We start from the raw sequence: 13085 nt of genomic DNA on the forward strand, positions 1-13085 counted from the left end.
AACTTTCCTTCCTCAAGGAAAGCGCCCGATTGTTGAATAAAAGCTCCTGCATATACGCCATTATCTGCAAGAAACAGTTAATGCTTTTTTAACATATTTAACGATAATTTTAATAAAAAAACCAATGCATATTCCTGAAATCAAAAATAGTATCGGTAAAAAAACAGGGCCCAATAGAACCCCGAATAGCTCTAATCTAGAGGAATAAGTTACCCCTATAGTTCCGAAATAGGCACTAAAGACAAATGGAAGAAAGATATAAGGGGATACCTCTCCCTCGGCATATCGATAAGCATCCCATATTGCGAACATGTAAAGACAAGGATAAAACATGAGCCAAGCATAATTGGTATTTTCAATAGCTGCTTTCATGTTGCCTTGAAAGCTGTAGATAATCACTTTATTTAAATTTGCTTGAACATTGATTAAAACTTCTAGTCCAACAAAAAAAACACCTTTAATAAACTGACCATTTAATATTTGTCCAAAGCCTGGTAATGCGACACTCCAAAAGACTTTTTCAATTCGACCTTCCTTTGACATTCTAAAATTAATCCATAGTATCTTTTTTCTTCACGATTTGGTCCTTGTCAGTTGTTCCTGGTGGTTGTTCTAGCCATGCATGTTCAATCAAGATATCAAACCCATCTTTCGCATATTGAGCAACTTCACCCGATAATCGTTCATAGTGAAGAATGAGATCACTTCTTTGGCTTGCCGCCGCCGACATTGCGTAATTTCCTATTCCTGATGAGTTTAATAAAGATATTGAAAACATAGTTAGCTTGTCGGAAAAAGGCGCATCGATGGAATCTGTTATGCAAATATCAGATGATGCAGGAGCCTGTATATTATTCTCAAGTAAAACTTTTGCAAATACTTGAATGTGTTTCTGTGCAATATCCCTTCCCCTTAACATATATTTTTGAACTTTTTCTATTGATGAACCTTGAGCAAAACTCTGGGCAATTTTTGTCCCTATGAGATTCGTTTGTATATTGATGAATAAATGAGATATCTCAACCATGTTTAAAGGACGTTTATTGCTGAAAGGATTTAGCCCACTTAAATATTTTTTTGAGTCTACATAGTCAGTTTCGGTTGGATAAGCTACATAAGGTGCTCGTAAGAATAATCCTTTTGAAAGAAGAACATTCGAACAACTATTAAATAACTTTGATGATTCGTTCAGACCTTCAGTGAAATAATTTCGTATATCTTCCCTGGCACCCATAGAAGTGAATGTACTGAATGAGAGCATTCCAATTTTAGACATATGGTGAATATAATTTAACATAAACATATCCGTGTACATTCGTGGCGCTTGCATATTAACATCCCCGTCTGTAAACCCAATAGGTGCCGGGATACGTTCTTCTTGAAATATGCTCGTTAATTTTTTTATATGTGCAGTTGAAAGATCGTAAGCAAACTGTACAATCGATTTGATTTCATCATCTTCTACATGTTTTAAAAAATAACCTAAGATGCACTTAGACATACTATCATTCATATAGTTAGTCCATATTGAGGCTATTTCACTAGATGTAAGCTTTGTTTGATGTTCAGTCATAGCTGGGTTGACCTCCAAAGAATGATTTTAGACATGAATCTATTCTTTGCAATAACTCACATTTTATGAGCGAACCCAAATAACCCTTGACTTTATTTCCTCTTGTACAGTTAAACGGCCCTTCAATTGAATAAAGCACTTTCCTTATTCAGGAAAGCGCCCGATTGTTGAATGTATATTGTCTTCGGATAGACATTAGCCTAATGGGCTTCATGACATTTGAATACGTTGTTTATAGATGAAAAGAAAAAGGAGAGAATCAATGGATCCACGTTTAGCACAACTTCTTCAAATGACAAGTTTATATGGCACTTTAGCGAAATATTATGAACATATAGATCCGAAATTGCATATGTATTTTTACGAATTGCATTTTAAGTATGAGAATCAACTGGTCCAATATTATTGGCAGCTTCATGAACAAAACCCAAATATGCCAAATCGATAATTTTAGGTAATTCAATTTAGTTAGTCGCTTTTACTATTAACTCAAAATTCAATAATAATTTTTCGATATATTTATTGTGAAGTGGAACTGTTATGTAGTTGATTTTAAGAAATGAATTAATCTAGAGGGCGTTGATCCAAGAAGGATTGATGCCTTTTCTTATTGAATTTATTGTAGTAATGGGGCAATCTCGCCATAAGTACCTTGCGCTTCCTTAGTGGTTGGTTGATGTGTACCTCCACAGTAGACTTTCACTACCTAGATAGTTGCCATGCCTGGCAAAAAAAAAAGCCTCTTGCTTTTAAACGAGAGGCTTGAAATTTTTAGTGAGGCATAAATACTAACTGGATAATGAATAACATCGCGAAGAAGTAAAGTAATGGGTGAACATCTTTACCTTCACCTTTGAATAACTTAAATAAAGGGTAAGAAATAAACCCGAATGCGATACCAGTTGAAATACTAGATGTTAATGGCATGAGTAAAATAACTAAAAATGCTGGGATTGCTTCTTCAACTTTATCCCATTCGATACCGCGAACAGCACCAATCATTAAACTACCTACGATAATTAATGCAGGTGAAGTAATGGCAGAAACACTTGCTAACGCACCCGCTAATGGTGAGAAGAATGCAGTAATTAAAAATAGTACTGCAACTGTTAACGACGTTAAACCAGTACGTCCACCCATTGCTACGCCAGAAGAAGATTCTACGTAAGCCGTTGTGGGGCTTGTACCAAACATTGAACCGATTGTTGTTGCTAATGAATCACCAAGGAATGCTTGACGTGCTCGTGGTAGTTTATCATCTTTTAAAATACCAGCTTGTTTAGCGACGCCGACCATTGTACCTGTCGTGTCGAATAATGTAACTAAAATGAACGAGAATACTGTCCCGTATAAGCCGTATTTAATTACATCGCCAAATGCTTCAATTGGATTCCATACTAAAATACCTTCTGGTAATGCTGGCATAGCAACAACACCATCAAATGTTAAGTTGCCAGTAAATGCAGCGATTATTGCTGTGACAATCGTACCCCAGAAAATTGCACCGAATACACGGTACATGATTAAAATAGCGGTAACAAAAACACCTACGATTGTTAACCAAACCATAGGGCTCGATAAATCGCCTAATTTTACTAAGTTTGATTCGTCACCTGTCACCAGGCCTGCTGAACGCATACCGATGAATGCGATGAATAAACCGATACCAGCCGTAATGGCTAATTTTAAGTTATTTGGAATTGCTTTTACGAGCATTTGTCGTAAAGGCGTTAAGCTAATAATGAAGAAAATAATACCGGCTACGAATACAGCAGAAAAGGCTGTCATATAGTCAATTTCACCTTTAGAAGCTTGGACAACCGTGAACGTAAAGAATGCGTTCAGGCCCATACCCGGAGCCATTGCGATTGGATAATTTGCAAATAGTGCTAACCATAACGTACCAAATACAGCAGCGATAATTGTCGCTGTAAATACTTGTTCACTAGGCACACCAGTAATAGATAGAATTGAAGGGTTAACGATTACAACGTATACCATTGTAAAGAAAGTCGTTAAACCTGCTAAAATTTCAGTTTTTACAGTAGTATTATTTTCTTTTAGTCGAAACAAAAAGTTCAACCTCCTAAATACGAACATTTAACACAACGAAATAAATAATATTCGGTTTTTAGTTTTAATGCAAGTGTTTTTATGTGAATTTTCGTCTCATACAAAAAGTTGTTATAATAAAAATATTTAGAATATGAGGATATGGTCATGTGAATAACAGGCATAGCCATGCAAAAGAATATTAAATTTCCAATATTAATCGCCTGGTTTTTTATAATAATGGGCGTCTGTATTCAAGCCATTCAACATACGGTTTACTCCATCATGGTTGGCGGTTATTTCCCCGGTCTTTATACGAGTCTGATTTGCTATATACTTGGCCCAATTCTGATTGCTAGGATGGTGAGGGCCAGCAAGGAGAACGTCTGTGAAAAAATGTAAGATTTAGGAGTAGATAGTATATTCATAAACTACAGCCACTCTATACCCCGTACAGTAATTAAAAATTAAAAAAGCACTTTCTGCAAGAGAAAGTGCCCATAACTTTAATTATTGGTTATACCCATCATCCGGGTTTAGTGATGTGCGGTGGTCTGTGTTTAGTGCTGTGATTGCTGCGACTTCATCGTTTTGCAGGCTGAAGTCAAAGATATTTAGGTTATCTGCAATTCGTTCAGGTGTTGATGATTTTGGAATGACGATGTTGCCGATTTCTAATTGCCAGCGCAAAATGATTTGTGCCGGTGTTTTTTCGTACTTCGCCGCCAATTGTTTCACAACTGGATGTGTAAACACGATTCCTGTACCTAGTGGTGCCCAAGCTGTTATCACGATATTTTCTTTTGCACAGAATTCACGCAAAGCATCTTGTGATAAAGAAGGGTGGCATTCGACTTGGTTGACCATAGGTTTGACAGAGCACTCTTTAAATAGTTGCTCGAAATGATGTTCATGGAAATTCGAAACCCCAGGAACACGGATTAGTTTTTCTTCATATAAACGTTCGATTGCTTTGTATGTCTCTACTAATGTTGGTTTTGGCCAGTGCACTAAGTATAGGTCTACATAGTCTAGATCCAATTTTTTCAAGGACGTTTCGAAAGCTTTTAATGTTTGGTCGTAGCCTTGATCTGTATTCCATACTTTTGTTGTAATAAATAGCTCTTCACGCGCAATTCCGGAGTCTTTGATGGCTCTGCCCACTGCTTCTTCATTTTCGTAAATCGCCGCTGTATCAATGGCACGGTAGCCTGCCTCCAGAGCATCTTTCACTCCTTGATACGCAAGTTCATGGTCTTTCATACGGAATGTACCGTAACCAACGCGTGGCATTTCAACACCATTTGCTAAAGTAATTGTCTTAGAAATTGTCATTCTACATTTCCCCTTCAATCTACTATTTCGAGTATAGAATTAATTACTCTTAAACTTTACCGAAAATTCGAAAGGAATTCAAAGAATATTCACTGTTTTGTACACAAAATTTTAGTTTCCGGACTGCCGACATGGAAGAGTCTCTATTCCATAGAAAAAAGGGCTGCCCTCTTTTAGGCAACCCTTCACATTAAGTTATTTCGCTGGTACTGAACTTGTACGGTTCAACGCGTGCTTTACTGCATTGACGTATTCCTGATTTGTGCGTTTACTGATTTCGGCCTCCGGATTAACGATTTCGTAGGCATGGTAGCCACCAGGGTATAGATGGAATTCAACGTCAACTCCCGCTTGAGCAAGCTTTGTTACATAAGTTAAAGTTTCATCGCGGAATGGGTCCAGCTGCCCTACACATGTATACGTATAAGGTAAGTTTTGAAGATCTTCCACTGTTGCTCTAGCTGGAGCCGCATAGATTGGTACATTGTCTTTCCCGTTTTCACCATTCAGATAGAAAGACCAGCCTTTTTCATTAAGGTCATGATTCCAAATATAGTTGCCCGTAATTTCGTGACTTGATGGTGTATTATTGCGGTCATCAATCATTGGATATAGAGGCATTTGGAAGCAAATCTCCGGTCCTTTGCGATCTCTTGCCAGCAATGATAATCCTGCAGTCAAGCCACCACCTGCACTTAATCCTGAAATCCCGATTCTATTAGCATCAACACCCAATTCTTTTGCATTGTCTGCAAACCATTTCAGGGCCACGTAGCAATCTTCCAATGGCGCTGGGTATGGATGCTCGGGAACTAATCGATAGTCAACAGATACAACAACACATCCTGCTTCATTTACAAACTGCTGGCATAACCCATCGTTTTCTTCAGGCGATCCCAATACATAGCCGCCGCCATGAATCCATAATAGACCGGCCAATTCTTCCGATTTTGAAACAGGCTCATAGATTCGAAGACGTAGATCATTGCCATCCGGACCTTCAATGATCTTGTCGGTAATCGTGATATTTGGATCTTGTGGAGCTAATGGTGCCTGCGCTGCTGCAGCACGTGCCGCCTCATAATTATCTAGGTCTAGTGGTGGAAATAAATCTAGCATATCGACAATCTCTGAATTCACACGGTTTTTCATTACAAATTCCCCCTTAGTATTATTAAGAAATGAAAGCTACTTCAATTTCTCGGTTACTTATTGAAGCACTACATTGGCATGTGCTTTTTCAAAAGAAAAGCCCTCATAATTGTTATCTGCCACTTGATCACAAATCACTTTGTAATTATTCAACCCACCTACATAAATCACAAACCCGCGTTGCGTTCCATCAATATTGGCTCCTGTATACCAAGAATTTGTATGAGGGTATAATGTTGTATTAGCCAAGTCATCACATTGTTTTCCCCATTTCGTCTCGGAAACTTTTTGAGCCTCGATAGTTTGCAAGTCATTCGTTTCTAAATACGCAATACACTTGTCAATCCAGTCAACATGCTGCTCAATGGCAGCAGGCATATTCGTTAATACAGAAGGACTTTGTGGACCAGTAATCATAAAGAAGTTCGGGAAGTTTTCCATTGTCAGGCCAAGATACGTTTTGACATCTCGCCCTTCTCCCCACTTTTCTTGAATCGTTTGGCCATCCCTTCCTTGAATATCAATCTTCAGAAGTGAGCCTGTCATTGCTTCATAGCCCGTTGCATAAATAATGACATCCGCCTCAATTGTTCCCTCTTTTAACCTCACGCCATTTTCGACAATCCCCTCGATTGGATTGTCTTTTATCGAGACTAGATTCACATGCTCCTCATTAAATATCTCGTAGAAGTTTGTTCCGATGATCAATCGCTTCGTTGTAATGTAATAATCAGGATGCAGCAGTTGGGCTTTTTCCGGATCCTCGATAATTTCATCGATTTTATCGCGAACATATTGGGAAACAACGAAATTCGTTTCTTTATTCGCACCTGTATCTGTATAAACAGTACCTAATGCTAGTCCACCTGTTTTCCAAATATAATCCAGTGTCTCCTTCTGTTGCTCTGCATCAAATTTAGTAGCCGATTTTCCAGTAGTATATAGGTCTATCCCACCAGGTGTACTTGAAAATGAATCGCGAATCGCTTGATAGTTCTCAATTGCCTTATCTTGTTCTTCTTTCGTTAACTTCTTGTTTCGTGCTTCAGCCACATAGTGAGGCGTTCGCATTAGTAAAGTAAGTTCCTTGGCCTCTTTTGCAATCTCTTGCATTGCTTGAACACCACTCGACCCATTTCCAATCATGACGACACGTTTCCCAGTAAAATCTACTTTTTCATGTGGCCAACGCCCTGTATGATATTGCTCGCCTTTGAAAGTTTCTGTTCCCTCAAATGGAGGTATATTCGTTGTGGATAAACAGCCAACCCCACTGATGAAGTATTTCGCTACGAAGGTTTCATTGGAATCGGTTTGTATCTCCCATTGCTTTCGTTCATTATTGAAACTCGCTTTGTTCACGCGTGTTTTAAATTGAATATCCCTGCGCAAATCCAGTTCGTCCGCAACAAAGTTTAAGTACTCCAATATCTCGGGCTGAGAAGCATAGCGATCCTTCCAGCGCCATTTTTTATAGAGTTCCTCAGAGAATGTGAAATTATAAAAAATAGAGTCAGAGTCACATTTCGCCCCTGGATAGCGGCTCCAATACCATACGCCCCCTACACCTTCAGCAGCTTCAATGACTTTTACCGATAATCCGCGCTCTCGTAACCTATGCAACATATAAAGCCCTGCAAACCCAGCCCCAATGACAACTGCATCAAATTTCTTTTCTCCCATAGTTTTCCCCCTTATATGTTCGAAAGATTTGTAGGTAACTTATTCATAACCCGATACTGATTGTCTGCGGTAAAACGCTTACATTTTGTTCACCCTTTCCGCTACAGAAATTTCAGACTTTCGTATGTAATATCATCTTACCAACGATGGCCTGTCCTAGACATTCCTACTTTTAGCTATTTTACCTACTCTAAATGGGATAAATTTTTTAAGCAGATTACTACTTTTTAATAGATTCCAATCATATAAAACATAAAGGAGTGATAGAAATGCAAAAACTTGCGTGGGCATTAGAAGAAAAACTAGCTGATTGTATTCATTTACAGACTCAAGAAGAAAAAATATGTCATATTCTCCTCGCCTTGGACGAACTATCCTTTTGTGAAAAGATTTCTTTTTTCCGATATAGTCCAATTGGTTCTGTCGGTGAAGGGGTCGCTGCAATGCAGGACGGACAACTTCAGTCCATTTCTTATATTCGGGATGATATCCGCTCTTTGCCGATTGTTAAGACCGCCGTTGAAAAACGCAAAACGACTTACCATGAAGGAAAGGAAATCATCACCCTCATTTCAAGCCGTTATCATCGCACTGAACCATTGAAAGCCTTGCTGGTCATTCCAATCGTTGTCAATAATATGACCATTGCTTATATATGCTGTGAGTTTATAAAAAATAATGTTCGATTCAACGAGCAGGAATTGGAGCAATTCACCATTTTCGGACAGTTAACAGGCGAGCTATTCGTCCAACCCCAAAACTACGCTCACCCGAAACTAAGTCCTCGCGAAAATCAAGTTTTGAGAGCGCTTGCAAACGGACTATCAACAAAGGAACTTACAAGTTTGCTCGCTTTAAGTGAAGCAACCATCAAGCAATATATTAAATCCATCCTTATCAAATTAGGTGCAAAGAACCGCACGCATGCCGTATCCATCTATCTGGGGCAGATGGGATGACAATACAAAATAAAAAGGATACTGCTCAAGAAACTGCTCTTGGGCGTATCCTTTTTGAGTTTTCCATCCTATTTTCTTGGATACAAAAGTTTGCTTCTTTCAATAGGGGGCACTGTATAATTAATTATTGCAAACTCTTATTCCACGCAATGGCTTCGTTCGTAATTGCTTCCCAATTTTTGGATTGAAGCCACTCTTTTTTAATAAGATCACTGCCTGCTCCTACAATATTAGCTCCTGCTTCCAAATACGATCTTGCTGTTTCTAGATTAATGCCACCAGTCGTCATCATTTGGATATGTCCCAATGGCCCCTTTACATCCTTTATAAACTTTGTTCCAAGGGATGAAGCCGGGAAAAGCTTGATCATTTTGGCTCCTGCACTATAGGCAGTCTGCATTTCGGTCGGTGTAAATACTCCCGGGATTACCGGGGTTTTCCGTTCAACACACTTCTTTACAACATCCATATTCAAGGAAGGCGAAACGATGAATTCAGCACCTGCCTTCAGCGCTTTTTCACAATCTTCCAATGTTAAAACCGTTCCCGCGCCTACCAATAAATCTCCATCATTTTGCAGTTTTATTTCTCGAATCATTTCAGCGGCATTTTCAGAATCCATTGTAATTTCGACCGCTTTTATGCCCCCGTCATTTAATGCTTTCACAAGTTCTTGGCATAGTTCGTAGGGTACTTTCCGTAACACCGGTATTAACCGAATGTCCTGTAATTTACTGTACATGTTGCATCTTCCTATCGTTCGATTTTTTCACGCGTTCCTAAAAACACTTCAACATCTTCTAAATAGGGAAGCCCTTCATTATCCCCCTCTACTTGTACAACCATTGCTCCTACAGCATTCGCCAGTCTAATAGATTTTTCTACAGACCAGTTTTGTATGATGCCATAAAGAAAAGCCGCATCAAAACCGTCACCAGCACCAACCGTATCGACAACCTTATCGACAGTAAATCCTGCTACTTCATTCAATCTATCATTCTCTAAATAGAATGCTCCCTTTGCGCCATCTTTTACGATAATATGCGTTAGTTCATAGTTTTGGAGCGCCTGAATGATTTCCGCTTCCCGTGAAGTTTCAAATAATATTTCCAATTCCTCACGACCGGTTAATAAGTAGTCGACATACGGCAAATAGCTTAACAGCGTTTCTCGGGCTTGTTCTTTAGACCAAAGTTTCAATCGTATATTTGGATCTAAGGAAACTTTTACACCATTCTGTTTCGCAATTTTCAGCGCTTGTAGAATGATTTGGCGATTTTGTTCAAGGATCGCAGGGAATACTCCCGTGACATGCAAGATTTTCGCGTTTTTAATATAGTCAATTGGCAACTCTTCGACCTTTAACGTTTCCGTTGGGGACTTATGACGATAATAGAATGTTTTGCTATCGCCTGATGCATGGACTTCCTTGAAATTCAGGGATGTCGGATAGCCCTCGATGAGCTTAACTTCCGAAACATCAATCCCTTCCCCACGGACCGTATTAAGAATATGCCTACCAAACTCATCTTTGCCTAGTCGGCTGATCCAACCTGTTTTCAATCCTAAACGTGCACAGCCAATGATGACATTTAATTCCGCTCCGCCAATTTTCCTTTTGAACTCATCAACATAGCGTAATGGACCTTTAACGGATGGGTCAAATGTAATCATGCCGTCTCCAATTGTAATAATATCCATATCATTAACCCTCACTCATATCGATTTAGCGGCCCATCCAGCCTCCATCTACAACTAAAACATGACCTGATACATAATCCGATGCACGCGATGCCAAAAATACCGCTGTCCCTGCTAAATCATCCGCCTGACCCCAACGCCCTGCTGGAATGCGTTCTAAAATGGATTTATTGCGTTGTTCATCATTACGAAGTGCCTCTGTATTATTTGTTGAGATATAGCCAGGGGCAATGGCATTCACTTGTACTCCACCTGATGCCCATTCGTTTGCTAGCGCTTTAGTCAATCCTGCAATGGCATGCTTGCTCGCGGTATAGCTCGGTACATTAATTCCTCCCTGGAACGACAATAAGGAAGCAATATTGATAATTTTTCCTGCTCCGTTGGCAAGCATTTGATTCCCAATTGTCTGGCAAAGCGTAAATACTGAATTGATATTGACATCCAATACCCGATTCCATTCCTGCATGTTATGCGCTGCTGCAGGCTCACGATAGATAACCCCTGCATTATTGACTAAAATATCAATCTGATATTTTTCCAATATTGGTTGTAGCTTTGCTCCTAAACCGTCAACATCGCCAAGATCCATTAGAAACGTTTCAGAAGTGCCTTGTACTTTAACAATTTGCTCTTGCGTTTCATGCATATTATCTTGGTGACCCACTAATATTAGATGGGCTCCTGCTGCAGCAAGCCCAACGGAAATCGCCTGCCCAATCCCTGTACGAGCACCTGTAACAAGTGCTGTTTTCCCTTTTAGTGAAAAATAGTCAAGCTGAAAACTCATGAATCCTCTCTCCATTTCCAATTAGATTTCAATTGTCTGATTGCCGATTCAAATTTCTGGTATGCTTTTATCTACCTAACCAGCCACCATCAATTGCAATCGTAAAACCATGTACATAATCCGAGGCGCTTGATGCCAAGAAGATGACGGCCCCCTGCATATCTTCTCCTGTTCCCCAACGTCCTGCTGGGATGCGATCCATGATTTGACGACTTCTCACCTTGTCATTGATGAGTGCTTCATTCATATCCGTTGCCATATAACCTGGTGCAACACAATTTACGTTGACCCCTTTGGATGCCCATTCATTTGCCAAGGATTTCGTAAACTGCATCACCGCACCTTTACTTGCAGCATAGGCCGGAACAGTAAATCCACCTTGAAACGATAGCAAGGAAGCAACATTAATAATCTTCCCTCTTCCTCGTTCCAGCATGGGCTTTCCAAAAACTTGGCACAAGCTAAATACGGCGTTAGCATTTACATTCATCACATAGTGCCAATCTTCTTGCGGAAATTCCACTGCCAGGTGTCGTTTTTGAACACCAGCGTTATTTACTAAGATATCGATTTTCCCAAGCTTTTCTTCTATTATAGATAGAAGCTCTTTATGCATTTCTAAATTGCCGATATCAAAAGCAATCGATACGGCCTTCCCTCCAAACTGTTCCAGCTCATATACAACTTCCGGACATTCCACTCTTGAGATAATTGCCACATTCGCCCCCGCTTCAGCCAAACCTAGAGCAATTTCCTTCCCTAATCCGCGACTGCCGCCTGTCACGACGGCATTTTTACCAGTCAAATCAAATAATCGGTGCATGAATTTCCTCCTAGAATGCGTACAAAACTTTTATCGCATTTGTTGGTGTTGTAAGTAATTCGAACCCTTCCATTGCCTGTTCCGGGCTTAGGACATGGGTAATGATTTCCGAAAACTGAGGAACCTTATTGATTAAATCAAGTGCTAGCTCAATATCACGTTTTGTATATACTCGAACAAATTGAATTGATAATTCTTTAAACATCCCCTGAATTAAATTCATTTCAGTTGGTTTCTTATAAGCTGCTACAATCACGATCGTTCCTTGTACTTTTACGATTTCTGTTACTTGCCTGATGACAGCCGGATGTCCTGCACAATCAAATACATAGTCAATTCCTACATGATTTGTCATTTTGGCCAACTCGGTCACTACATCATCCTTCATTGAATCAAGCGTCAAAAACCCTAATTCTTTTGCTTTTTGTAGACGAAGTTCATTCGCTTCAATGACAATGACTTCGGATGCTCCATAGGCTCTTAATGTTAAAGCTACACACAAACCAATTGTCCCCGCTCCATACACTACCGCGTGATCCCCTGCCAAGAACTTTGCTGTCCGAACAGCATGTACGGCTACTGCGATAGGCTCAGAAAGTGCACCAAGTTGTAACGATACGTTTTCAGGTAAGGGAATCACTTTATCTGCCTCTACCGCCACATACTCTGCCATTCCACCATCAACATCAATCCCTACTAATCTCAAATCCTCGCATACATGAGATTGCCCCGTGCTACATGGAACACAAGTCCCGCAACTAATCAAAGGATTAACCGTCACTTTTGTTCCAATTTGGTATTTTGGATGTTCGCTTTCGATTGTTGCCGAGAATTCATGCCCCAGAATAAGGGGAGCTTGTGCACGAGGATGAGTACCCGCAAATATATTTAAGTCTGTTCCACAAATCCCTGCATAAGCATTTTTTAATAGTACATACCCTTGGGGCACATTAGGTTGATTTACTTCGCTACATTCAACAGTATTGGGCGCTGTGTAAACAATTGCTTTCACGCTTT

13 protein-coding genes are annotated in these 13085 nt (G+C 39.7%); 2 read left to right on the plus strand and 11 right to left on the minus strand.

Annotation, left to right across the window (positions count from 1 at the left end):
• Positions 1-60: 60 nt before the first annotated feature.
• Together QYB95_RS05605 and QYB95_RS05610 are read right to left on the minus strand one after the other, a co-directional pair.
• Entirely contained in the window at positions 61-543 is a 483-nt protein-coding gene (locus tag QYB95_RS05605) for a hypothetical protein (RefSeq protein WP_301137270.1), read from the minus strand.
• A 7-nt stretch (positions 544-550) separates the two neighbouring features.
• Complete coding sequence (locus QYB95_RS05610; protein ID WP_301137272.1) at positions 551-1573, minus strand: DUF3231 family protein; 1023 nt, start codon at positions 1571-1573, stop codon at positions 551-553.
• 262 nt (positions 1574-1835) lie between these two features.
• On the opposite strand from QYB95_RS05610, the gene QYB95_RS05615 reads away from it, so the two are divergent.
• A complete protein-coding gene (locus tag QYB95_RS05615; protein ID WP_301137274.1) occupies positions 1836-2021 on the plus strand; it encodes a hypothetical protein in 186 nt (61 codons plus the stop codon).
• A gap of 323 nt (positions 2022-2344) precedes the next feature.
• On the opposite strand, the gene QYB95_RS05620 is transcribed toward QYB95_RS05615, so the two are convergent.
• From QYB95_RS05620 to QYB95_RS05635, 4 genes are all read right to left on the minus strand, one after another.
• Entirely contained in the window at positions 2345-3646 is a 1302-nt protein-coding gene (locus QYB95_RS05620; protein WP_301137276.1) for an NCS2 family permease, read from the minus strand.
• A gap of 489 nt (positions 3647-4135) precedes the next feature.
• Positions 4136-4960, minus strand: coding sequence for an aldo/keto reductase (locus tag QYB95_RS05625; protein ID WP_301137278.1), 825 nt, complete (start codon positions 4958-4960; stop codon positions 4136-4138).
• 195 nt (positions 4961-5155) lie between these two features.
• Entirely contained in the window at positions 5156-6112 is a 957-nt protein-coding gene (locus tag QYB95_RS05630) for an alpha/beta hydrolase (RefSeq protein WP_301137280.1), read from the minus strand.
• Positions 6113-6169: 57 nt separating this feature from the next.
• Positions 6170-7795, minus strand: a complete 1626-nt coding sequence (locus tag QYB95_RS05635; RefSeq protein ID WP_301137282.1) for a flavin-containing monooxygenase — start codon at positions 7793-7795, stop codon at positions 6170-6172.
• A 269-nt stretch (positions 7796-8064) separates the two neighbouring features.
• On the opposite strand from QYB95_RS05635, the gene QYB95_RS05640 reads away from it, so the two are divergent.
• A complete protein-coding gene (locus QYB95_RS05640; protein WP_301137284.1) occupies positions 8065-8754 on the plus strand; it encodes a response regulator transcription factor in 690 nt (229 codons plus the stop codon).
• Between the two features lie 124 nt (positions 8755-8878).
• Here the strand turns inward: QYB95_RS05640 and QYB95_RS05645 are convergent, their stop codons facing one another.
• From QYB95_RS05645 to QYB95_RS05665, 5 genes are all read right to left on the minus strand, one after another.
• On the minus strand, positions 8879-9496 hold the full coding sequence (locus tag QYB95_RS05645) for a bifunctional 4-hydroxy-2-oxoglutarate aldolase/2-dehydro-3-deoxy-phosphogluconate aldolase (RefSeq protein WP_301137286.1): 618 nt from the start codon (positions 9494-9496) through the stop codon (positions 8879-8881).
• A gap of 11 nt (positions 9497-9507) precedes the next feature.
• The gene (locus tag QYB95_RS05650) at positions 9508-10455 is read right to left on the minus strand and encodes a sugar kinase (RefSeq protein WP_301137288.1); all 948 of its coding nucleotides are present in this window, start codon (positions 10453-10455) and stop codon (positions 9508-9510) included.
• Between the two features lie 25 nt (positions 10456-10480).
• Positions 10481-11245 (minus strand): 2-dehydro-3-deoxy-D-gluconate 5-dehydrogenase KduD, encoded by a 765-nt coding sequence (kduD, locus tag QYB95_RS05655; protein ID WP_301137289.1) that lies wholly within the window; start codon positions 11243-11245, stop codon positions 10481-10483.
• Between the two features lie 67 nt (positions 11246-11312).
• Positions 11313-12068 (minus strand): SDR family NAD(P)-dependent oxidoreductase, encoded by a 756-nt coding sequence (locus QYB95_RS05660; RefSeq protein WP_301137290.1) that lies wholly within the window; start codon positions 12066-12068, stop codon positions 11313-11315.
• Between the two features lie 10 nt (positions 12069-12078).
• Complete coding sequence (locus QYB95_RS05665; RefSeq protein ID WP_301137291.1) at positions 12079-13080, minus strand: zinc-dependent alcohol dehydrogenase; 1002 nt, start codon at positions 13078-13080, stop codon at positions 12079-12081.
• Between the last annotated feature and the right edge of the window lie 5 nt (positions 13081-13085).

The sequence above is a fragment of the Ureibacillus aquaedulcis genome (genome assembly GCF_030418165.1).
Classification (GTDB): domain Bacteria; phylum Bacillota; class Bacilli; order Bacillales_A; family Planococcaceae; genus Ureibacillus; species Ureibacillus aquaedulcis.